The sequence below is a fragment of the Haladaptatus sp. CMSO5 genome, from assembly GCF_036689885.1.
GTDB lineage: Archaea > Halobacteriota > Halobacteria > Halobacteriales > Halococcaceae > QDMS2.
On the sequence record NZ_JBAHVW010000001.1, the window covers coordinates 2,620,360 to 2,640,814 of the forward strand.

The 20,455-nt window shown below is 62.0% G+C and carries 23 protein-coding genes; 14 read left to right on the forward strand and 9 right to left on the reverse strand.

Annotated features, from left to right (window positions below; genetic code table 11):
* Window positions 1-10: 10 nt before the first annotated feature.
* Window positions 11-1,741: a dihydroxy-acid dehydratase gene (ilvD, locus tag V5N12_RS14035; protein WP_332899793.1), complete on the reverse strand. Its 1,731-nt coding sequence runs from the start codon at window positions 1,739-1,741 to the stop codon at window positions 11-13.
* A 107-nt stretch (window positions 1,742-1,848) separates the two neighbouring features.
* Between ilvD and V5N12_RS14040 the strand changes: the two genes are divergently transcribed.
* The 7 genes from V5N12_RS14040 (at window position 1,849) to V5N12_RS14070 (ending at window position 6,588) form a co-directional block, all read left to right on the forward strand.
* Window positions 1,849-2,556 (forward strand): glycosyltransferase, encoded by a 708-nt coding sequence (locus tag V5N12_RS14040; protein WP_332899794.1) that lies wholly within the window; start codon window positions 1,849-1,851, stop codon window positions 2,554-2,556.
* 51 nt (window positions 2,557-2,607) lie between these two features.
* On the forward strand, window positions 2,608-3,576 hold the full coding sequence (locus V5N12_RS14045) for a beta-ribofuranosylaminobenzene 5'-phosphate synthase family protein (RefSeq protein WP_332899795.1): 969 nt from the start codon (window positions 2,608-2,610) through the stop codon (window positions 3,574-3,576).
* A gap of 31 nt (window positions 3,577-3,607) precedes the next feature.
* Window positions 3,608-4,444 carry an RAD55 family ATPase gene (locus tag V5N12_RS14050; protein WP_332899796.1) on the forward strand — a complete coding sequence of 279 codons (837 nt, stop codon included), beginning with the start codon at window positions 3,608-3,610 and terminating at the stop codon, window positions 4,442-4,444.
* Window positions 4,445-4,488: 44 nt separating this feature from the next.
* Complete coding sequence (locus V5N12_RS14055; RefSeq protein ID WP_332899797.1) at window positions 4,489-5,361, forward strand: hypothetical protein; 873 nt, start codon at window positions 4,489-4,491, stop codon at window positions 5,359-5,361.
* Window positions 5,358-5,729, forward strand: a complete 372-nt coding sequence (locus V5N12_RS14060) for a hypothetical protein (RefSeq protein ID WP_332899798.1) — start codon at window positions 5,358-5,360, stop codon at window positions 5,727-5,729. Before V5N12_RS14055 ends, V5N12_RS14060 begins: the two co-directional genes overlap by 4 nt.
* 32 nt (window positions 5,730-5,761) lie before the next feature.
* Entirely contained in the window at window positions 5,762-6,082 is a 321-nt protein-coding gene (locus tag V5N12_RS14065; protein ID WP_332899799.1) for a transcription factor S, read from the forward strand.
* 131 nt (window positions 6,083-6,213) lie between these two features.
* On the forward strand, window positions 6,214-6,588 hold the full coding sequence (locus tag V5N12_RS14070; protein ID WP_332899800.1) for a CBS domain-containing protein: 375 nt from the start codon (window positions 6,214-6,216) through the stop codon (window positions 6,586-6,588).
* Between the two features lie 36 nt (window positions 6,589-6,624).
* On the opposite strand, the gene V5N12_RS14075 is transcribed toward V5N12_RS14070, so the two are convergent.
* Complete coding sequence (locus V5N12_RS14075; protein WP_332899801.1) at window positions 6,625-7,785, reverse strand: CapA family protein; 1,161 nt, start codon at window positions 7,783-7,785, stop codon at window positions 6,625-6,627.
* A gap of 172 nt (window positions 7,786-7,957) precedes the next feature.
* Between V5N12_RS14075 and V5N12_RS14080 the strand changes: the two genes are divergently transcribed.
* Window positions 7,958-8,467, forward strand: a complete 510-nt coding sequence (locus V5N12_RS14080) for a hypothetical protein (RefSeq protein WP_332899802.1) — start codon at window positions 7,958-7,960, stop codon at window positions 8,465-8,467.
* 1 nt (window position 8,468) lies between these two features.
* On the opposite strand, the gene V5N12_RS14085 is transcribed toward V5N12_RS14080, so the two are convergent.
* From V5N12_RS14085 to V5N12_RS14095, 3 genes are all read right to left on the reverse strand, one after another.
* A complete protein-coding gene (locus tag V5N12_RS14085; RefSeq protein WP_332899803.1) occupies window positions 8,469-8,717 on the reverse strand; it encodes a hypothetical protein in 249 nt (82 codons plus the stop codon).
* Between the two features lie 257 nt (window positions 8,718-8,974).
* Window positions 8,975-9,820, reverse strand: coding sequence for a ZIP family metal transporter (locus V5N12_RS14090; RefSeq protein WP_332899804.1), 846 nt, complete (start codon window positions 9,818-9,820; stop codon window positions 8,975-8,977).
* 39 nt (window positions 9,821-9,859) lie between these two features.
* Window positions 9,860-10,549, reverse strand: coding sequence for an SDR family oxidoreductase (locus V5N12_RS14095; RefSeq protein ID WP_332900107.1), 690 nt, complete (start codon window positions 10,547-10,549; stop codon window positions 9,860-9,862).
* A gap of 87 nt (window positions 10,550-10,636) precedes the next feature.
* Between V5N12_RS14095 and V5N12_RS14100 the strand changes: the two genes are divergently transcribed.
* Genes V5N12_RS14100 through cruF form a run of 3 tightly spaced genes read left to right on the forward strand, consistent with a single transcriptional unit; the run spans window position 10,637 to window position 13,846 of the window.
* Complete coding sequence (locus V5N12_RS14100; protein ID WP_332899805.1) at window positions 10,637-12,124, forward strand: phytoene desaturase family protein; 1,488 nt, start codon at window positions 10,637-10,639, stop codon at window positions 12,122-12,124.
* Entirely contained in the window at window positions 12,121-13,017 is an 897-nt protein-coding gene (locus tag V5N12_RS14105) for a prenyltransferase (RefSeq protein ID WP_332899806.1), read from the forward strand. The genes V5N12_RS14100 and V5N12_RS14105 overlap by 4 nt, the downstream gene beginning before the upstream one ends.
* Window positions 13,007-13,846 carry a bisanhydrobacterioruberin hydratase gene (gene cruF / locus V5N12_RS14110; RefSeq protein WP_332899807.1) on the forward strand — a complete coding sequence of 280 codons (840 nt, stop codon included), beginning with the start codon at window positions 13,007-13,009 and terminating at the stop codon, window positions 13,844-13,846. Before V5N12_RS14105 ends, cruF begins: the two co-directional genes overlap by 11 nt.
* Here cruF and V5N12_RS14115 read toward each other — a convergent pair.
* On the reverse strand, window positions 13,843-14,793 hold the full coding sequence (locus V5N12_RS14115) for a phytoene/squalene synthase family protein (RefSeq protein ID WP_332899808.1): 951 nt from the start codon (window positions 14,791-14,793) through the stop codon (window positions 13,843-13,845). The two genes, cruF and V5N12_RS14115, sit on opposite strands and share 4 nt — an antisense overlap.
* A 303-nt stretch (window positions 14,794-15,096) precedes the next feature.
* Between V5N12_RS14115 and V5N12_RS14120 the strand changes: the two genes are divergently transcribed.
* Entirely contained in the window at window positions 15,097-16,551 is a 1,455-nt protein-coding gene (locus V5N12_RS14120) for a glycosyltransferase (protein WP_332899809.1), read from the forward strand.
* A gap of 31 nt (window positions 16,552-16,582) precedes the next feature.
* Here V5N12_RS14120 and V5N12_RS14125 read toward each other — a convergent pair whose 3' ends face one another.
* Window positions 16,583-17,893 (reverse strand): phosphoribosylamine--glycine ligase, encoded by a 1,311-nt coding sequence (locus V5N12_RS14125; RefSeq protein ID WP_332899810.1) that lies wholly within the window; start codon window positions 17,891-17,893, stop codon window positions 16,583-16,585.
* Between the two features lie 159 nt (window positions 17,894-18,052).
* Between V5N12_RS14125 and V5N12_RS14130 the strand changes: the two genes are divergently transcribed.
* Window positions 18,053-18,451 (forward strand): universal stress protein, encoded by a 399-nt coding sequence (locus V5N12_RS14130; protein WP_332899811.1) that lies wholly within the window; start codon window positions 18,053-18,055, stop codon window positions 18,449-18,451.
* A gap of 41 nt (window positions 18,452-18,492) precedes the next feature.
* A complete protein-coding gene (locus V5N12_RS14135) occupies window positions 18,493-18,765 on the forward strand; it encodes a DUF7553 family protein (protein WP_332899812.1) in 273 nt (90 codons plus the stop codon).
* Here V5N12_RS14135 and V5N12_RS14140 read toward each other — a convergent pair.
* Both V5N12_RS14140 and V5N12_RS14145 read right to left on the reverse strand, forming a co-directional pair.
* Window positions 18,762-19,982 (reverse strand): ornithine cyclodeaminase, encoded by a 1,221-nt coding sequence (locus V5N12_RS14140; protein WP_332899813.1) that lies wholly within the window; start codon window positions 19,980-19,982, stop codon window positions 18,762-18,764. The genes V5N12_RS14135 and V5N12_RS14140 overlap by 4 nt on opposite strands.
* 77 nt (window positions 19,983-20,059) lie before the next feature.
* Window positions 20,060-20,443: a hypothetical protein gene (locus V5N12_RS14145; protein ID WP_332899814.1), complete on the reverse strand. Its 384-nt coding sequence runs from the start codon at window positions 20,441-20,443 to the stop codon at window positions 20,060-20,062.
* Window positions 20,444-20,455 lie beyond the last annotated feature (12 nt).

Here is a 20,455-nt window from a genome sequence, read left to right on the forward strand (position 1 = left end):
GGTCGAGTGGTTAGTTGTCGTGCTTTGCGGCGGGGTTGGTCACCGCGCCGATTGCGGCCGAGCCGAACAGTTGGCCGTACTTTGCGAGCACGCCCGAATCGTAGTTCGGTGCGGGTGCCTCCCAGTCGTCGAGTCGGGCGGCAAGTTCGGCCTCAGAGAGGTCGATGTCGAGGGAGCGTTCCGGGATGTCCACCGTAACGATATCGCCCTCTTCGAGGACGGCGATTGGCCCGCCGACGAACGCTTCGGGAGCGACGTGGCCAATCATCGGGCCGCGCGTGCCGCCGGAGAACCGGCCGTCGGTGATGAGCGCCACGTCGTCTTCGTGGCCCGCCCCGACGACGGCGGCGGTGACGCCGAGCATCTCGCGCATGCCGGGGCCGCCCTGTGGCCCTTCGTTGCGGATGACGATGACGTCGCCCGATTCGATGTGACCCTCTTGGACGTAGGCCATCGCGTCCTCTTCGTCCTCGAAGATGCGGGCGGGGCCTTCGTGGTGGAACTTGTCGTCGCCGGTGACTTTGAGCACCGCGCCGTCGGGCGCGAGGTTGCCTTTGAGGATTTTGATTGCTCCCTCTGCCTGTTTCGGTTCCTCGACAGTGTAGAGGAAGTCGGTCTCGATGTCCTCGTCTGCAGGCAGGTCGAGCTGGTCGAGTTCCTCTGCGATGGTGCGGCCGGTCACGGTCATCGCGTCGCCGTGGATGAGTCCGGCGTCGAGCAGGCGGCGGATGACGATTGGGACGCCGCCGATTTCGTGGAGGTCGTTCATGACGCGCGTGCCGCCGGGCTGGAGGTCGGCGATTTTCGGCGTGCGACGCGAAATCTCGTCGAAGTCGTCGATATCGAGGTCGATGCCCGCCTCGCGGGCGAGCGCGAGCAGGTGGAGCACGCCGTTGGTCGAACCACCAATCGCGGTCTGGACGGCGATGGCGTTCTCGAAGGATTTTCGGGAGAGAATGTCGGAGGGACGGCGGTCTTCGCGGATGACCTCGACGGCGAGTTCGCCTGCGCGTCGGGCCACGTCGTAGCGTTCGTCGTGTTCTGCGGGTGCGCTTGCACTCCCGAGGGGTGCCATGCCGAGCGCTTCGCTGATGGATGCCATCGTGTTCGCGGTGAACATCCCACCGCAAGAACCCGCGCCGGGACAGGCGTGGCGCTCTAGCTCGTCTAATTCTTCTTCGCTCATGTCGCCGGTTGCGTACGCGCCGACGCCTTCGAACACCTGGACGATGGTCACGTCGCGGCCGTCGTGGTGGCCAGGCATGATGGAGCCACCGTAGAGAAAGACGCTCGGGAGGTCGGTTCTGATGGATGCCATCATCATCCCCGGGAGATTTTTGTCACAGCCCGCGACCGTGACGAGGCCGTCGAGTCGTTCCCCGAAGGCGACGAGCTCAACCGAGTCGGCGATGACTTCCCGGGAGATGAGCGAGGCTTTCATCCCTTCGGTGCCCATCGAGATGGCGTCCGAGATAGTGATGGTGCCGAATTCAATTGGCATGCCGCCCGATTCGTCAACGCCCTCGATGGCCGAGGCCGCAACGTCGTCTAAGTGGACGTTACACGGCGTGATGTCCGCGGCGGGGTTTGCGACGCCAATCATGGGCGAGGCGAGGTCTTCGTCGTCGAAGCCCATCGCGCGGAACATGGCGCGGTGTGGCGCTCGTTCTGGCCCCTCGGTGACATCGCGGGAGGGAAGCCCCTCTGGCTTCTCTAACTTCTGCTTGTGACGCTGGCTCATACGCGGAGGTAGCCACGGAGGTTCTTAAAAGGCCGCACCCGAACAGATGTTGCTGTCATTCCGAAACAACAGAACACCTTTGCCGTCGGGGGCGGGAAAGCAGGGTGATGAACGCCGACTGGCCGGAGGCTGCCGTCGTCATCGCCGCCTACGAGGAGGCCGACTCGATTGGCCGCACGTTCGACGCGATCGCTGGGCAGGACGCCGAGGTCATCGTCGTGGTCGGCGGCGACGATGAAACGGCCGAGATTGCGATGGCCCACGACGCCGTCGACCGTGTTCTCCGCGACGAAGCCGAAGACGGCCCGAGCGCCGCGCGCAATCAGGGCGCACGCGCCGCGTCAGCAGAAGTCGTCTGTTTCACCGACGCAGACACTGTTGTTCCAAATTACTGGGTCGCAAAGCATCGGCGTCACTATACGGATGAAACGGTGGCGGGCGTTGGCGGCCCGCTCCGACCACAGGGAAACAGCACGAAACACCGAATTTTGTTCAAACTCCTCTCTGACTACTGGTATCGTATGGCGTGGCCCGTCGGCTTCGTCCAGCAATCGGGGAACAACTGTTCGTATCGCCGGAGTGCGTTTCTCGAAGCCGGTGGCTTCGACGAGGAGATTCCGTTCATGGAAGACACCGAGTTGTCCCTCCGGATGAAGCACTACGGGCGCATCGTCTACGACAAGGAGTGTCCGGTGTACACCTTGACGCGTCGCCAGACCAACCAGGGCTACGTTGGGCTGTTTCTCACCTACGTTCGCGGCTATCTCGATTACTTCGTCCTCGACCGGCGACCCGACGACGGCTACTTTAAATAGTCAGTTGCCACTGTCGAAACCCCGATACCACAACCACGCCAAGCGACGGCCATGGTGCGGGTCTCGACCGGTGGTCGTCTCCACTTTGGCTTTAGCAACCTCTCGCTTGCGCACGCGCGCCTCTACGGCGGCGTCGGCGTCACGCTCGCAGAGCCACGCGTGGTGGTCGAAGCCCACCCCGCAGACGGCGTGGTGTGTGACCACCCGGTCGCCGCCCGCTACGCACAAGACGCAGTCGCCGTCCTCGGCGTTCCCGGCGCGCGCGTGACGGTTCACGAAGAGCTGCCGCGACACGTCGGTCTCGGGAGCGGCACGCAGCTCGCGTTGGCGACGCTCAAAGCCGTCGCGGAGGCGAACGACCGGGAAATTTCCGTGCGCGAAGTTGCGCCGACGCTCGGCCGCGGCGGGCGCAGCGGCATCGGAGTGGCAGGTTTCGAGTCAGGTGGGTTCATTTTCGATGCGGGTCACCCGACGGAGCGATTCACGACAAATCGCCCGGCGAACGGCGAGTGGGACGTGCCAGCGGTTGCGGCGCGCCACGACATCCCCGCAGACTGGCGGTTCGTCGTCGTGATTCCAGCCATCCCTTCGGGTCGAAGCGGCGCGGACGAAGACGAGAGCATTCGGACGGTCGTCGAAGACGCAGACCCGGTGCTCGCAGACGACATTTCGACCCAAATTGCCCGGCGCGTCCTGCCCGCGGTCGCAGAGGGCGACTGGCGGACGTTTGGCTCGGCGGTGGCGACCATCAGCCGCCTCAATGGCGCGTGGTACGCAGACGAACAGGGCGGCGTGTTCCGCCCGCCCCTCGGGGAACTCGTGAATACGCTGACCGCGAGCGGGGCGGTGTCGGGCGCAGGCCAGTCGTCGTGGGGACCAGCAGTGTTCGGCGTGACCGACCGCGACCACGCGGAAGCAGCCCGAAACGTGGCACACGACGCGCTCGATGGGGTTTCGGTGTCGGGCGAGGTATTCGTCTCCCGTGGTCGAAACGCTGGGGCGGACATTCATTCGGAGTAACACGTAAGCGGGAGGCCTGCCATAGCCCGGTATGAAGCGCATCCCCTTTGGCATCCCGCGGCTCGACTCCATCATCGACGGTGGCGCACCCGCCGGGAGCGTCGTCTTGCTGTCTGGAGAAGCAGGGGCAGGGGCACGGGAGTTCATGTACACGAGCGCCGTGATGAACGGCCTCGCAGACGGTGATACGGAACTGTTCGACCTCTACTACGGCGACGTGCAACCGGAAACGGTGTTTCCGGACGAAGTTCATTATCTGTCATTTACCGCAGACGAAGCTCAACTCACCCGCGAGATTGGAATGACCATCGACGAAGAAATCGTCGAACAGAGCGTCGAGGCAATTACGTTTCACGACCTCTCAGACGAGTATTTCAACGAGAGCCAAGTGCCGAGAGAGTGGTACGCAGAGAAGGCGCTCTCAATCGAAGACCTCGGCACGTCACACGACTCAGAAGGCGTGCTTACGGCACTCTCCCACTGCCTCGACCGCGTCGCAAGCGGCAACCTCGTCGTCATTGACTCGCTCACTGACCTCGTGAGCATCGTCTCCGACGAACGCCCGTGGGCTGACATCACGCTGATAATTAAAGGCCTGCAGAAGGCTGCGTACCGGTGGGATGGCCTGATTCTCCTCTACATCAACGCAGAGACGATTCAGCCAGAAGAACACGAACAACTGGTCGAAGCGACCGACGGGACGATGGAATTTACGTGGGAAACCGGCGGGTCGAGTCGGGCGCGAACCATGTTCGTCAAACAGTTCCGCGGCATCCTCCCGCGGATTGAGGCTGAAAACATCGTCCGATTCGAAACTGAAATTAACGACGCTGGATTCGACATTAGCAACGTGCAGAAAATCAGATAATTTTGAAGGAACGTTTAAGGTGATTGTTCCGAAATCTGTAGTGAATGGAGGGTGAGGAATCGAGGGATGTGGCGGTGCGGATACCGGAGTCGCTTGACGAGTGGCTCACAGCAAAAACAGCGGCGCTTGGCGTGTCGCGTGAGACGCTCCTCGTCCAATTGCTCGCTGCGTATCGGTTGACTGACGAAACCACCGCAGGCGACCTCAAAGCGGCGCTCGAACAACACAATGCAGTCGATAGTAACCAGCTTGCGGCAGTCGAGTCTGCGCTCACACAGAAAGTCGACACAGAAGTGGGCGAGCTAAACGAGAAGGTCGACTCGCTCATTGACGACGTACGAGCGCGCGTCATTCAGGTGAAAAAAGAGGCAGACGCGAAATCGGAGAGCGACCACACGCACCCAGAACTTTCGACCGTCGAAACCCTCGAACAGTCAGTAAACCGCCTCCAAGACGAGGTAGATCGGCTGGAAACCGCCGTAGACCACGAGACGAGCACGCGCACGGACGAACACACGGCGCTTCGTGAGCGTATCGACGACCTCGAATCGAAGCTCCAGACCGTTGCCCGCGTCACACTCGACATGCGCAACGTGGTGCGCACTGACGCAGAGCGCGCAGAGCGCGAGCGACTGCTTTCAACCCTCAGAGAGATTGCGACGGAGGAGGGCGTGCGCAACGCGAAGTGTGGCGCGTGTGGCGCACCAATCGACGTGGCGCTCCTCAATGACCCAACCTGTCCGGGCTGTGGCCACCTGTTCACAGACATTGAACCGGGGACGTGGCTCATTCGCTCGCCACGACTCGTGAACACCCGCCCCGAACTCGAAGTCGGAAGCGACGAGGAGACCGACTTAGACGTGCTCGCGGAGGTCGTCGGCGAGGTCGAAGTCGCCCCCGGAGGTAACAACCAATGACGCGCGACGACCACGACATCTTCGACCAACTCGCAGCGGAGACGAGCCACGAGGTGAAAGACCCGCTTTCAGAGCTCGGCGCCGAGTCGCTGCGTGACGAAGAAGCCAAAACGCTCGCCGAGGACGACCTCTGGGACGCGCTCGCGGACACAGACGACATGACGATTACGAGCACAGCCGGCGAGGGCGACGAGGCCATCGTGGAAAAACAGGCATTCTGTGAGTCCTGCGAGCACTTCACCGCACCGCCGGAGGTCGGCTGTACGAACGACGGGACCAAAATCGTCGAACAGACCGACATGCGCCACTTTAAAGTGCGAAACTGCCCCGTCGTCGCCCAACGGCGCGAACTCGAAGAAGAGCGCTAACCCTTTTTTGCGCAGAGCGACAACCCGCGTCCATGCAATTTTGCGACGAGTGTGGTTCCATGATGCACGCAGACGGCGATGAGATGGTGTGCAAGAGCTGTGGCGCGCGCGTGCCAAAGGACAAGGAGGCCGCGAAAAGCTTCGTCAGCACGGAAAAACAAACCTTCGACGACGTTATCGAAACCAGCGAAGAGGCCTCAGACGAGGGGAAACCAACCGCCAAAGAAGAGTGCAAAAAGTGTGGGCACGACCGCGCGTGGTACACCATCAAGCAGACCGGGTCTGCTGACGAGCCGCCGACGCGGTTTTTCAAGTGTATGGAATGCGGGCATCGGTGGCGAGGGTATAGCTGAGAGCAGGTGTCGAGTAGCTGACGCGATAGTTCGAGACACATCACGCCGATTGGCTGACGTGCTGCGGGCCCGAGACTGAGTGGGCTCACGTGAAGCAAAACACCATTACCTCAGTGTCCGTTGCTAGTGGTATGGGTTCTACGGACAAGGTGACCGTCAGAGACGTGATGTCCACGCCGCTTGAGACGATTTCGAAGGGCGCAACGATTCGGGAAGCCGCCCAGCAGATGCGTGAAAAGGATATCAGTGCACTGGTCGTCGAGACCACTCCGCGAGCGATTATTAGCAGTACGGACGTGCTCGATGCCGTCGCGAGCGGGCGTGACATCTCGAAGCTGACCGTCGCTGACGTGATGACCACCAACGTCGAGACGGCCACGCCAAACCTCTACATGGAGGAGGTTGCCGCGATGATGACCAGTTACGGTATCAAACACCTCCCGGTTGTTGACGGCGACTACGTGGGGATGATCTCTTCAACCGACGTGATGGCGTACCTCTCCTAAGCAACGTAGTAGTCAAGATATGGGAAGCGAGCAGGTTCACAACTGGACGACGAGGCCCTCACGGGCTCGTTCGTACGTCGTCTCGAATGGGTCGGTGCGGTCGCGGAGCGTCTCTCGCAGCCACGCAGCCTCGTCCTCGGTCGCCGGTCTGACCCCGTCGTCGATGTGGAACGGGACGAGCCGTATCTTTTTGAATTCCCCGTCGATGAGCGTGACTTCGAACAGGTAGCTCTTGTCGTTACCCAGGTCGTCTTTGATACCGAAATCGTCCACAAGGTCGCCGGTATCGTGGAGGATGACGCCGTCTTCGTACTGTTCTATCGCTTGAACCACGTGTGCGCTGTGCCCGTGGACGAGGTCAACGCCGCGGTCTACGAGCCAGTGGCCGAACTCAACCAGTCGGTCGCGGGGACGTTCGATCCAGTTTTCGCCCCAGTGGACGGACGCGACGAGGAGATCCGGATCCGTTGCTTTCGCTCGCTCTATTGCGTCACCGACGACGCGCTGAGTTCCCGGACCGTCGTAATTCCGAGAAATCCAGGCGATTCCGGGTCGATCCTCGGTCGCCGCGTAAAATTCGTACTCGTCTGAAAACGAGATGGCGGCGACATCGAGGCCGCCGACCGAAAACGTCGCGGGTGCGCGCGCAGCCGCCGCGTTTTCGCCAGTGCCCGCGTGCTCGATACCGCCTGCATCGAGTGCGTCGATCGTGTCGGTGAGGGCAACCGCGCCGAAATCCATCGCGTGATTGTTGGCGAGCGAGGCGAACGTAACGTTCCCGGCGTTGAGCGCGGGAACCGCCCACGCTGGGTCCCCGCGAAAGTAGTAGGTGCGGTCGGGAAATCGTTCTCCACGCGTCGAGAGACAGCATTCGAGGTTACAGAAAACGCCCTCGAGCGACTGGAGTCTGGGCTGGAAGTCACCCCAGATAGTCGCCGGGTCAACGTCTTCGTCGCCATAAATTCCGTTGAGCGATCGTCCGACCATCGTGTCCCCGCCGAATCCAATGGTCGTTTTTCGGTGTGCAGTCGTCGTCGAGTCGTCAGTGGTAGCCGAGGGGGTGGCCGACTCGGAGGTTGGAGGGGCGTCGGCCCCAGTGGGGATATCGGATGGGGGCGAGTCAGTGCTCGTTCCGATGCAGCCTCCGAACGCCGCCACGCCCATCGCTGAGAGGAATGCGCGTCGATTCCGCTTCATCCAGTTGTTGATTCGATGTTATGTTCTAAATAACTGCCGCCGTGGATGTGTAAATAACTGCCTACCAACTGTCCGCAACTGCCCGCGACGACACTGCTTTGCTGGGTCGACGAGGTTGTGAGAGGGTATTTATTGCGAAAGGGATTTCCCCCCTACTACCCGAACCCCAGTCGTGAGTACAGACGCGCGACGAGTCGAGGTGCATCCGGGCTGTGAGGCGGTCGTGGACTTCGACCCCTCGCTCACCTTCGAGTGCGTAGAGGAGTGTACGTGGTGTTGTACCCACGGGGTGCTCCTCTACGAGCCGGACTTTTTCGAACTCGCGAAGCACGCCGACTTGAACGAGGCGACGACGACGTTCCGGGGGGAGAACTTCGTCAAGCGCGAGCAGAAAAATCGTGAGGAGCACGTAAATGAGGAGGGTCAAGCCTGCTTTTTCCTGCGCGACGACGGTCTTTGTGAACTCCACTTAGAGCACGACTGGAAGCCAGCGCGGTGTTCGGTGTTTCCCCTGCAAGTGACGGTCGAAGACGGCGAGATTCACGTGTCGGTGCGCGAGTCGGCCCACGAGCACTGCGAGGGACTCGACGTGAGCGAGCGGAAGGTCATCGACAATCTGGATGCGTTCTTGCCGCAGGTGCTCTGGGAACTCGACGACCCGGACACGCTGAAGGAACTCTGAGTTAGAACAGGAGGTGGGTTTCGAACCCAAGGACGATTGCGTAGTTAGTGAGTGTGATGCCCAGATATGCGATTACCAGCGGGAGGAGTGATTCGCTCCGTTGGTAGGTGGAAGTCACGAGTGCGAACACCGTGAGTTCGAGCGCGAAGAGGTCGATTCGATAGGGGAGTGAAAACCCGGTCAGAACGTCTCGCCTCGACGCATACGCCGCGAGGAACACGATGCATCCGGTGAGGCATATGAATCCCATGCCAAAACCGCCGGCCACCGACGCAGAGCCAAGCAGTGTGGCGTGCGACTGGGCGCTCGCACGCAACCCCCGACGCCACAGATAGACCACGCTCAACGCTCCGCCAACGACGCTGAGTTCAACGAGAACTCGACGGACTGAGCGAGAGGGCAGCGACCGGGTAGACATGGAACATATAAGTATCCAAAATATTTAAATTGGCAGGTATATCTTAAATTTTGTAATGTTTCGGGATGCACGAGGATGAGAAGCCAAACTTACGCGACCGCAAGCCACGCGAGGAGCACCGCGAACGCGCCGAGTGAGGTGCTGACGACGGCGTGTACCCGCAGTCGGTCGAGCAGTGCGTGGGCGTCGTCGGTGAGTTGGGCGACTTCACCGACCTCGCCCCCGACCTCACAGCGGGGGAGGAAGTCCATGGCAATGTGGAGGAAGATGCCGGCGGCGAAGCCGAACACGGCGGCGTTCAGTTGGGCGGAAGCAGGGAGGGAGACCAGCCCCGAGAGGATGGCGGTGATGCCGACCCCCGCCGCGGGAAGCAGGATAATCGAGGTGGATTTGTCGTTCGAGGCGAGACGGCGGGCGGCGGCGTACCCGGCGGGACCTTTGTGCGAGACGATGGCGAGCCCGAGGACGAGGCCGAGTTCGGGGAGCGTCGCGTAGACGATGCCGATGATGATACCCGCGGTGAGCGAGTGGGCGGTCAGGTGGGCCGTCGTCGCGTCGAAGGGCAGGTCAAGGTGGGCGAGGCGGTGGCCAATCGTATGGGAGGCGAAGCCGAGGAGGATGCCCGCGGCGACGCCGAAGCCGCCGACCTTGGGGTCGAAGCCGAACGCTTGGGGGAGGAGAAAGACGGCGGCGCTCGTGACCATCGCGCCCGCGGCGAGGCCGTACCCCCAGACGAGGCGGCCGGCGTGTTTCGAGGCGGCGGCGCGCTTGCCCGGGATTGCGGCCCCGGCCATTGCGATGAAGGCGACCCACCCGATGGTGAGCACCTTCCAGAGGCCCGCCGAGACGGCGAGCCCGGAGAGGACGACGAACGCGAGCACACCGGCGTACCCGACATAGGTGCGAGCGGGCGCGGAGGCTCCGGGCTGAGACATGTTGTTAACGCAGTGGTTGTAATTAATAAGTTCGTCGGTTCACCGGGTTGCGCGCTTCCAGTCACCGAGGCCCACGATTTTCCCATCTACGGCTTCCGCCGGGCAGTCGGTCGCAGCCCAGTAGAACATCGGCGCGACCGCTTCTGGCGACCGGCCGGTATCTGAGAGCGCTGTTTCGACCGCACCGGGGTCGACAATTCCCACGGGCTGGTCGAGTTCGGCGGCGAATCCCTGTACGAGCGCTTCGGCGACTGTCTTCGAGATGGCGTAGCTGCCGTACCCCGGTGTATACTCACGCGCCACCGACCCGGAAGTGACGAGAATGCGGGCATCGGAAGCGAGGTGCGGGAGGGCTTCGCGGATGGTCGAGAACACGCCACGGGCGTTCGTCCGGAGATGGTCGTCAAAGGCGGCGTAGGACGCTTCGGTGAGTGGCGTTTCGCCGGGCGTGCCGTGATACACACCGGCGTTTGCGACGACGAGGTCAATATCGCCGTTCACCCGGGCGGCCGTTTCCATCAGAAACTCCACGTCGAACTCGTCGCGCACGTCCGCTCGCTGCGTGGTCACGCCACCCGACGCGTCTGCGAGGTCGGAAGCGAGCGCCGAGAGTGCGTCTGCGTCGCGCCCAGCGGCGACGACGTGTGCGCCTTCGGTGGCGAACGTGCGCGCGACCGCCCGCCCGATGCCACGGGTTGCGCCGGTGATGACTGCCGTGTACTCCTCCATACCGATGCGTGCGAACCCGGGCATTAAGGCGATTTCCCTGTCTCGTTGGGGTGGTTCCTTATCATCGTAGAACATGTAGAGTATCTCATGAGTCCACACTCGCGCCAGTCGGTCGTCGTCATCGGTGGCGGCATCGGCGGCCTCTCGACTGCGTGCTACCTCGCTTCTGCTGACTTCGACGTCACGGTTTTAGAAAAGAACGAACAACTCGGCGGCAGAGCCAGCCGTCTCACCGAAGACGGCTTTCGCTTCGACATGGGGCCGTCGTGGTACCTCATGCCCGACGTGTTCGAGCGCTTCTTCCGTCACTTCGGCAAACTCCCCTCCGAGTACTACGAACTCGACCGCCTCGACCCCCACTACCGGATTTTCTTCAAAGACGGCGACCAGGTGGACATCACGCCCGACCGCGAGCAGGTGAAGAAGGTGTTCGACTCGTACGAACCCGGCGCGGGCGCAAAACTCGATGCGTATCTTGAGGAAAGCGAGCGCAACTACGAGGTTGCGATGAACGAGTTCGTCTACAAAGACCGTCCGAAACTCCGCGACTGGGTCGACCCCTCCGTGCTCAAGGCCGCACCAATCGGCCTCAACCTCGTCGGCTCGATGCAGGACCACGTCGAGAAATACTTCGAGCACCCGAAACTCCAGCAGATAATGCAGTACACGCTGGTGTTCCTCGGTGGCTCGCCGAAAAACACGCCCGCGCTCTACAACATGATGAGCCACGTCGATTTCAACCTCGGGGTCTACTACCCCGAAGGCGGCATCGGCGCGGTCGTAGACGGCATCGTCGCACTCGCAGAGGAACTCGGCGTGGAGTTCGTCACCGACTGTGAGGTGACGGAAGTGACCCGCCGACGTGAAGGCTTCCTCGTCGAAACGACGCAAGACGAGTACCACCCAGACCTCGTCGTCTCAGACGCCGACTACGCCCACACGGAACAGGACCTGCTCCCCGAACACGAACGACAGTACTCGGCCGACTATTGGGAGGACAGAACCTACGCGCCCTCCGCCTTCCTGCTCTACCTCGGCGTCTCCGGCGACGTCGAGGAACTCGCCCACCACACGCTCGTCCTTCCCGAAGACTGGAACCAGCACTTCGACCAGATTTTCGAGACCCCCGCGTGGCCCGACAACCCGGCGTACTACCTCTGTGTCCCCTCGAAAACCGACGCCACAGTGGCTCCCGAGGGCCACAGCAACCTCTTCGCGCTCGTCCCTATCGCACCCGGCCTGACCGACACGCCGAAACTCCGCCGCCAGTACCGCGCGAAGATACTCGATGATATCGAGAAGAACACTGGCGTCGCCCTCCATGACCGCATCGTCTTCGAGAAATCGTTCTGCGTGCGCGACTTTGCAAGCCGGTACAACAGCACGCAAGGAACCGCACTGGGCCTCGCCCACACGCTCAGACAGACCGCCCTGCTTCGCCCGCCACACCGCTCAAAGAAGGTGAACGGCCTCTACTTCACTGGCTCGTTTACCACCCCCGGCATCGGCGTTCCGATGTGCCTCATCAGCGGCGAACACGCCGCAAACGCCGTCATCCACGATTCGACGCTATGAGAACTTCGACGCTTTCGCGTGCGACCGACGTGTTCGCCAACGCGCTCCCCGCAGAAAGCACGCTGCATGGCTACCTCCTCAGGCTCTCGCGGCCTCGCTTCTGGTTCTACCTCGCCGGGCCGGTCATCGTCGGCGCGGCCTACGGCGCAGCGTCGCTCGACGCGTTGCTCTCCCCGCTCAGCGTCGCCCTTTTTCTGTACTTCCTGCTCCCGGCGAACGTCTTCCTGTACGGAATAAACGACATCTTCGACCGGGAAGTGGACGTTGAAAACCCGAAGAAGGACGAAAAAGAAGTTAGATACTCGGGTGAGCGCGGCGTGCTGGTCGCGATTCTCCTGTCGGGGCTGTTCGGCCTCGTCTTCGTGCCGTTTCTGTCGCCGCTCGCGCTCGCCGTGTTCGCGGTGTACTACTTCCTCGCTGTCGAGTACAGCGCGCCGCCGTTTCGGTTCAAGACGACGCCGTTCCTCGATTCGCTCTCGAATGGACTCTACATCCTGCCCGCCGTCGTCGCCTACACCGCGCTCGCCGGAAATCTCCCGCCCACCCTCGCCATCGCAGGCGGGTGGCTCTGGACGATGGGGATGCACACCTTCTCTGCGATTCCTGACATCGAACCCGACCGCGCGGCGGGCATCCGCACGACGGCAACCGCACTCGGTCAGCGGCGAACCTACGTCTACTGTGCAGTCTGCTGGTTCGCTGCGGCCATCGCGTTCGCGCTCGTCCACCCGCTGCTCGGCGCGTTGCTCACTCTGTACCCCCTGCTGGTGTTCGGCATCGTCGTGGCCGGCGTCGGCGTAAATCGCGCGTACTGGTGGTATCCCGCCGTCAACACCGTCGTCGGGATGGTGCTGACCTTCGGCGGCCTCTGGAGGTTCGTCGGTGGCGGCTGAGGTGTCGAAAGGGTTTGATAAACTCGTCCACGACAACCGGTTCACGATTGCCGTCCTCTTCCCGCTCGTCGGCACGTTCCTGCTCATCCTCGGCAGCGAGGGCTACGTCCCGGCGGAACTCGCGCTCAATCCCTTCTTGCTCGTCGCGGCGACGTTCGTGATGCGCCTGCCGCTCATCGCTGGGTTGACGCCGCTCGTGACCCGGCGGGCAGCAGTTGCGCTCTATGCGCTCACCATCTTCACCTACGCCGTCGAACTCGTCGGCGTCAGAACCGGGCTTCCCTACGGCGAGTTTTCCTACCAACTCGCGCTCGGGCCGATGCTGTTCGGTGAAGTCCCCCTCGCCCTGCCCATCTTCTACTTTCCCCTCCTGCTCAACAGCTACCTCCTTGGCTTGCTCCTGCTCGGGCCACGCGCGACCTCTCGGTTGCGGCGGATTCTCGCAGGCATCGGTATCGTCCTCGTGATGGACCTCGTGCTCGACCCGGCCGCCGTCGACCTCGGCTTCTGGGCGTACGTCGGCGGCGGCGCGTACTACGACGTACCCGTCTCGAACTACCTCGGGTGGGTGTTCTCCGCCACGATTGCGATGTCGCTCATCGAACTTGGCTTCCACGCGGACGAGGTGAAACGTCGGCTTGCGAACTGCTCGTTCATGCTCGACGACCTCGTGAGCTTCGCCATTCTCTGGGGGGTCGTAAACGGCTACTTCGGCAACTGGATTCCCGCCGCGCTCGCCGTCGGTTTCGCCCTGACCTTGCTTCGTCTCGACCGCTTTGACTTCGCCGTCGGCTCGGTCGTCAGGTCACGAAAAACGAAACACAGCTAGCGCGCCTGCGTGGGCGTGCCGGTCGGTTCTGGCGGTCTCGACCGCGTGGTTCCCGTCGTGCTCACCTTCTCGAAGACGGCCTCCGGGTCCGAGTTCCACAGCCACTGCCACCGGGTTTCAGCGATGAGTCTGAGCTTTCGCACAGCAGAGAGCGACGGCGTCTGCGTGAGCGTGTCCATTCCCTGCTCTCGGATGAGGCGGTGGTGGTCTGCGTAGAGGACGGCGGATAGCAAGATGGCGAACTGGCTGTCTTCGGGCAGGTAGCGAATCCCTGCGACGCCCTCGCGGTAGAGGTCTTCTGCCCGCGTTAGTTCGAAGGAGATGGCATCTGCGAACTCGGGAGTGAACTCGCGGCGTTCGATTTGGGCCTCGCTCACGCCGAAGGTGTCGAGGGTGGTTTGCGGGAGGTAGATGCGCTCTCGGTCGACGATGTCCTCTCCCACGTCGCGCAGGAAGTTGGTGAGCTGGAACGCCTCACTGAGACGGGTCGCGTGGGGGAGGGCGCGTTCCGGTTCCTCGGGTTGCATCACGCAGGTCATCATCCGACCAACGGCGGCCGCAGACCCGCGCATGTAGGTTTCGAGTTCCTCGTAGGTCGCATACCGGTCCTTTTCGATGTCGGCACACATCGCGTCGATGAACGCTTCGACCTCTGTGTCGGGGATGTCGTAGGTCACACAGAGGTCGCGGAAGGCGAGGAGGACGGGGTCGTCGGTCTCGCGGCGGCCGAGCACCTCGTCGCGGAGTGCCGCCAACCGCCGACGCTGGGCGTCGGGCGTGAGGTCGTTTTCGCTGTCGACGACTTCGTCCGCGATGCGGAAGAAGGCGTACAAGACGTACGTTGCGTGACGAATCCGCTTTGGGAGCAGTTTCGTCGCATAGTAGAACGTCTTGCCAGTCCGGCGGTGGATGGCCTTACTTTTGGCTATTGGGTGGCGGTGTACCATGCGGGAACAATAATCCATTTGACGTTTCTCAGCGTTATAGAGATTTGCGCGGGTTCGAAGAACCACCCAACCAGTAAGGTATGACAGGTATCCACGTCCAGCGACCCAGCTCTACCGGTAAGAGGAACAACACGTTCGGGCGTGAAATCTCAGCCTACCGCCCGAGTAGTCACACGATAGCAAACAACATGGAACTCATCTTCCTGGTGAGAGATTCTCCGTGTTCGAGACCGATCCCGCGAGTTCGCGTGCCGGCTACGTCGCCCCGACTGTGCCAAGCAAACGCAACGAGGAACCCGACTGATGGCAGGCCCCCTACCGCTCAGCGTGTACGGCGCCGTCGTGGCGCTGTATCTCGGATTGAAGCTGGTTGGTTACCTCAGATACCGGCCGTTCGGACACGCAACAACGACGCCCACGGTGAGCGTCATCATCGCGGCGTACAACGAAGACCCGGCGCTGATGCGCGCGTGTCTCGACAGCATTCTCGACCAGTCGTACCCCGTGAGCGAAGTGTTCGTCACCGACGACGGCAGCGAAGACAAGCGGGCGTGGCGCGCGGTAAACCAGTACGCGGCGCGCGACTCACGCATCGTCACCCACCGATTCGCGGAAAATCGCGGCAAGCGCCACGCACAGGCCGCCGGCTTCGAGCGAGCGACTGGCGACCTCTTCGTCACGGTCGACTCAGATTCGATTCTCGAACCGGGGGCGCTCACTGAACTGGTCAAACCGTTTGCCGACGCGGACGTGACCGCCGTCACCGGCTATCCGAAAATCCTCGACCGAGAGAAATCCCTGCTTTCTCGGCTCATCGACATGCGGTATTGGAGTTCGTTCAACGTAGACCGCGGCGCACAGTCGGTGCTCGGCATCACCACCTGCTGTACCGGCGTGTTCAGCGCGTATCGCGCAGACGTGGTGCGCGAGGTGCTAACCGCCTACGTCGAACAGGAGTTCCTCGGCAAGCCGTGTCACTACGGCGACGACCGCCACCTGACGGCCCACGCGCTCAAGCGCGGGAAAGTGGTGTTCCAATCGACCGCCCAGGCGTGGACGGCCGCCCCGGACGGATTTTCAACATACCTTCGCCAGCAGACGCGGTGGATGCGGAGTTTCTGGCGCGAGTCACTGTTGGCACTTGCGTGGGCACCGAAGCGAAGCGCCGTCCTCGCCGCGCTCGTGGTCGTGGAGTTGAGTCTCCCGCTCGCCCTGCTCGGCGTCGGCGTCGGGACGATGCTCTATCGCGTGTTCGTCCTCGGCGCGCTCGCAAGCCTCGGGACGTACCTGCTTGCGATTGCGGTGATGGCGTATCTCAGAAATCTCGCCTACAGCCGTCGCCACCTCGGGACGTTCCTCATCGCGCCACTCTACGGCGTGTTGTTCTTCACCGTCCACCTCCCGCTGTTGCTCTACGCGCTCGTGACGCTCCGGACGACCCACTGGGGGACACGACAGGTCACGACGGGTGACTCGCGGCGGGTCGCTCCCGGCGGTCGGCTTGGATTCTCGCTCGGCCTCGGCAGTCTGCTCAGACAAGACCGGGCGAACGCGGTGCTCGTGCCGATTCGCGGCGCGCGCCTCCATCACCTCCAACGGCGCAGCGACCGCAACCCGACCACCGACGCCGCGCCAGTGACCGACCCGAGCGCGCCCCGCGAGGAGACTCCGGCCACACGTCACCGCGTCGTTCCACCGGATACGTCGCTCGCCGTCCAGCGATTCCGTGGCGTCGCAGACGAAGCGGACGACGGCTGAAAATGCTCTTTTTCGTGGGTGTCGAACTCGTTTACGGCCCGAGATAGCCCCACGCGAGCAGACGGTCGCCGTCGCCCTCAATCCACCGGCGGCCGATGTCGTCACGGTAGTACAGGTTCGGGATGATGATGTTCTCGATGCGGTCGTAGGCTTTCTCTTGTGCTCTCGCCATCGTCGGCCCCTTGCCGGTGGCGATGATTGCGATTCCTGAGGTTCCGGCGACGCGCCACTGGCCGTTTACCTTCTTCGTGTCCTCGATGTGGATGCCGTCGCGGTCGTCGGTCTCGAAGACGATGGCGGCGTTGCGCGAGTTTTCGTCGAAGGTCTTGTCGTCGTCGAACGGGAACGGCGGCACGCAGATGCGAACCGCAATCTGGTAGCCGTTGTGTACCTGTAACTCGGGGTCATCGCCGTGTGCGAGTTTGTAGAAGAACTCGCCGGTCGGCGTTTTGAACGATTCTTCTTGGAGGACGATAGTGGGGTAGCCAAAGCGCGGCGTGAATTCGAGCGGGTAGATGCCCGAACTGTTGACGATGCAGTTGATGTCGATGCTTCCCACGTACCCCTCCGCAGCGAGCCAGTCTTCGAGTTTGCCGAGGGTTTCGCGGAACAGTTTGTTCCGCCCCGTCCAGAACATCGAAGTGCCCATCTCACCCGTCGAAGGGCCAATGTTCCCCGGAAACAGCTTCTTGTGCTCAAAGTTGAAGTTGATCGGCTCGACGAATTTGTTGCCGTTGAAAAAGCCACAGACGGCGATTTCGACGCCCGAGACGCGGCGCTGGAGCTGAAAACCCTTCATCCGGTGGCCCCACGCCTTCTTGTAGGCGCGAAGCACGTCCACCACGTCGCTGCCGTCGTCTTCGCGGCCGACGTAGAGCAGGCGTTTGACGTTCTGTACCTCGCCAAGCGGTTTGATGACGTACGGGCCGGGATTTTCCCTGATGTACTCGATGCCCGCGTCGAAGTCGGAGAACTCGCGGTGTTGGATGGTGTTTACGCCGTGTTCTCTGAGTATCTCCATCGCGTAGCCGCGGTCGTCTTCTAAGCGGTCTGTATTTTGCGTGCCGCCGACGACGGCTTTCCCCTGTTCGCGCAACTCCTCTGCGAGTTTCCCCGTGCCGACTTCAGAGCCGACCCAGATGTCGTCGAAGATGATGACGTCCGCCCAGTCGATTTCGGCCTCCCAGTCGTCGGTTTTTTCGACGAACCCATCTGCGATTTCGCGGTCGTCTTCGGTTTCGATGTAGTACTTGACGTCGTGGCCCTCCTCGGCCACCTGCCACGCAGTATCCCCGATGAGGGCGGCATCGAGCGAGCAGAACAAGAAGTTCTTGGGGTCCATAGGAAGTCCGACTCAGGCCACCAATAAAAAGCCCCCTCAGGGTGGGCATTTCACCAGAGGAGAGGCGATTGGGGGCTGTGCCACGGCCCCGACTGCAAGTGCGAGCTACGGAACCACCCGGTCGAACACATTTAAGGTCTTCACACCCAATTTTCTGACATGGTTCGATTTCTCGTCGGCACGAACGACGTCAACACGAGCGAGGCACTCGTTTCGTACCTCGAAGGGCGCGCAACTGACGGCGACACGGTGTACGCCATAAACTCACTCATCGGCGGCGACGACACGGACGATAAAGACGTGTTCGCCGGACGCGACGCAATCGAGTACATAGAAGAGGCGTTGGGTGACACAGTAACCGTCGAAAGCCACCAGCTCGTCCGCGGCAACGCACCCGCAGACGACATCAAGAACTTTGCCGACGAAAACGACGTTGACGAAGTCGTCATCGGCATCCGCAAGCGCAGTCCGACGGGGAAAGTCGTGTTCGGCTCGACCGCACAGGACATCCTCCTGAGTTCGAGTCTGCCCGTGGTTTCGGTGCCACTCTCCCAATAGACAGACAAACCATTTTTGTCGTCTGTACCCTATCTGTAGGTATGAGCCGAGAGCATCTTCAAGCAGCAAGCGACCAACTCGCAGAAATCGCCGCGGGCTTAGACGACGACAGCCTCGCAGAGCGTCTGTCCGGCATCGCAGAGCAGGTTGGAAAATTCGCCAGCCAAGAGCGCGGCCCAGACCACGGCCGTCTTGCCCGTATCGAAAACGCGCTCCACGAAATCAAAGCGAAGGTCGACGACGACCAGAAAAAAGCCATCGAACAGGCTCACGAAGAAATCAAAGCCTTCCGCGCGACGGTTTCGGGAATTTAAGCCAGCAACTCTTCTTTGAGAATCGGGACGAACGTCCCGATGTCAGTCACCATCCCAATAGCCTGCGCGCTGCCGCGGTCTAACAGTTGCGTGACGGTCGCGGGGCTGATGTCTACGCAGACGACCTTCGTCGTGGACGGCAGGCAGTTGCCGACGGCCACCGAGTGCAGCAGCGTCGAGAGCATGAGCACCATATCCGCATCCCTCGCCTGCTCGCGGATGGCGTTCTGAGCTTCGATGGAGTCGGTGATGGTGTCGGGGAGCGGGCCGTCGTCGCGGATGGACCCGGCGAGGACGAACGGCACGTCGTTCGTGACACACTCGTACATCACACCGGAGTCGATGAGTCCTTCCTCGACGGCCGCTTCGATGCCGCCCGCCCGGATGATTTCCGAGATGGTGTAGATGTGGTGTTTGTGACCCTTGCGCGGGTGGTCTAAGGTTTCGACGTCCATCCCGAGCGAGGTTCCATATAAATCGCGCTCTAAGTCGTGAACCGCGAATCCGTTGCCCGCGGAGATGCCGTCGATGTAGCCTTCACGGACGAGTTCTGCGAGCGCTGGGCCTGCGCCCGAGTGGAGGAGCGCCGGGCCACAGACGGCGAGGATTTTCCCGCCTTCGTCTTTCGTTTTCTGCATTGCGTCTGCGATGTTCGAAATCGTCGTTTGCGAGGGGCGCTCAGAGGAGATGCCACCTTGCATGAAGCCGAACGCGCCGCCCGCCTCACGGGGGCGCTCTGGGGGTTTGACCTTGATGCCCGAGTCGCCGGTGACGACGAGGTCGCCTTCTTCGATGGCATTGAGCACCTTGGTGTACGCGCGATTGTCGTCGGTGTCGATGACGACCGCACAGTCCATCTCGATGTCTTCGACGGCGAGCCAGTCGCCCTCGTAGCGGACCCACGTCGGGTGGTTGGTCGTCGAGTAAAATCCGATCGGGACGACCTGGTCGCGTGGGGCGGGGTCGAGTTCCACATCGCGCACGTCAGACGGGTTTGCCCCCGACTGGTGGAGTTCGTGCAGGATACGGTCTAAGTCTGCTTCGGTCTCCGCAGACACCGTCAGTCGGGCGTAGGATTCATCCGTCTTCTGGCGACCAATGTCGAACTCCTCGACGTTGAACCAGCCGTTGAAGTCCATGATGATGCCGAAACACGCCTGCATCATCCCCGAGTCGATGATGTGGCCCTCAAGTTCGACTTCGCTCGAAACGCTCATGAAAACACCTCGGTGACGGGGCGATAAGACGGTTGTGGGATACTGTCTACTGCACTCGTATGCCACACGCAAGTGACTCACTCGGCCAGCCGACACTCGACCGACCACGAGCACGCAGCGCCCGCGAGGAGGCGCTGGTAGAGCGCCTGCAAGCCCGGCGGTTCGGTCGCGGGGAGCACGTGAAACTCCACTGCACCCGCGCGAATGGCGACCCGGAACACGTCGCCCGTCTCGCGGTCGTAGACGAGAAACAGCGGCATCGGCAGGTCGAACCAGTCGCCGTAGGTGTACGGGTCGTCGTCAAGGATGGAGACCAACAGCGTCTTGAGGTCGCTATCTTCCTGTTCGGGGTCGGGCGTGAGCGTGAAGATGGTCTGTCCCGCGAAAGTGACGCCGCCGTCTCTCGAATACTCGCGTCGCGGGCGTTGTGGAATCTCGAACGTTGGAAGCTCCGTACTCATGACCCCTCTTAT

Bases quoted from the DNA above. Each gene is read 5' to 3' on its own strand.
- ilvD (WP_332899793.1), bottom strand. From the start codon at position 1,741: ATGAGCCAGCGTCACAAGCAGAAGTTAGAGAAGCCAGAGGGGCTTCCC.
- V5N12_RS14040 (WP_332899794.1), top strand. From the start codon at position 1,849: ATGAACGCCGACTGGCCGGAGGCTGCCGTCGTCATCGCCGCCTACGAG.
- V5N12_RS14045 (WP_332899795.1), top strand. From the start codon at position 2,608: ATGGTGCGGGTCTCGACCGGTGGTCGTCTCCACTTTGGCTTTAGCAAC.
- V5N12_RS14050 (WP_332899796.1), top strand. From the start codon at position 3,608: ATGAAGCGCATCCCCTTTGGCATCCCGCGGCTCGACTCCATCATCGAC.
- V5N12_RS14055 (WP_332899797.1), top strand. From the start codon at position 4,489: ATGGAGGGTGAGGAATCGAGGGATGTGGCGGTGCGGATACCGGAGTCG.
- V5N12_RS14060 (WP_332899798.1), top strand. From the start codon at position 5,358: ATGACGCGCGACGACCACGACATCTTCGACCAACTCGCAGCGGAGACG.
- V5N12_RS14065 (WP_332899799.1), top strand. From the start codon at position 5,762: ATGCAATTTTGCGACGAGTGTGGTTCCATGATGCACGCAGACGGCGAT.
- V5N12_RS14070 (WP_332899800.1), top strand. From the start codon at position 6,214: ATGGGTTCTACGGACAAGGTGACCGTCAGAGACGTGATGTCCACGCCG.
- V5N12_RS14075 (WP_332899801.1), bottom strand. From the start codon at position 7,785: ATGAAGCGGAATCGACGCGCATTCCTCTCAGCGATGGGCGTGGCGGCG.
- V5N12_RS14085 (WP_332899803.1), bottom strand. From the start codon at position 8,717: ATGGGATTCATATGCCTCACCGGATGCATCGTGTTCCTCGCGGCGTAT.
- V5N12_RS14090 (WP_332899804.1), bottom strand. From the start codon at position 9,820: ATGTCTCAGCCCGGAGCCTCCGCGCCCGCTCGCACCTATGTCGGGTAC.
- V5N12_RS14095 (WP_332900107.1), bottom strand. From the start codon at position 10,549: ATGGAGGAGTACACGGCAGTCATCACCGGCGCAACCCGTGGCATCGGG.
- V5N12_RS14100 (WP_332899805.1), top strand. From the start codon at position 10,637: ATGAGTCCACACTCGCGCCAGTCGGTCGTCGTCATCGGTGGCGGCATC.
- V5N12_RS14105 (WP_332899806.1), top strand. From the start codon at position 12,121: ATGAGAACTTCGACGCTTTCGCGTGCGACCGACGTGTTCGCCAACGCG.
- V5N12_RS14115 (WP_332899808.1), bottom strand. From the start codon at position 14,793: ATGGTACACCGCCACCCAATAGCCAAAAGTAAGGCCATCCACCGCCGG.
- V5N12_RS14120 (WP_332899809.1), top strand. From the start codon at position 15,097: ATGGCAGGCCCCCTACCGCTCAGCGTGTACGGCGCCGTCGTGGCGCTG.
- V5N12_RS14125 (WP_332899810.1), bottom strand. From the start codon at position 17,893: ATGGACCCCAAGAACTTCTTGTTCTGCTCGCTCGATGCCGCCCTCATC.
- V5N12_RS14130 (WP_332899811.1), top strand. From the start codon at position 18,053: ATGGTTCGATTTCTCGTCGGCACGAACGACGTCAACACGAGCGAGGCA.
- V5N12_RS14135 (WP_332899812.1), top strand. From the start codon at position 18,493: ATGAGCCGAGAGCATCTTCAAGCAGCAAGCGACCAACTCGCAGAAATC.
- V5N12_RS14140 (WP_332899813.1), bottom strand. From the start codon at position 19,982: ATGAGCGTTTCGAGCGAAGTCGAACTTGAGGGCCACATCATCGACTCG.
- V5N12_RS14145 (WP_332899814.1), bottom strand. From the start codon at position 20,443: ATGAGTACGGAGCTTCCAACGTTCGAGATTCCACAACGCCCGCGACGC.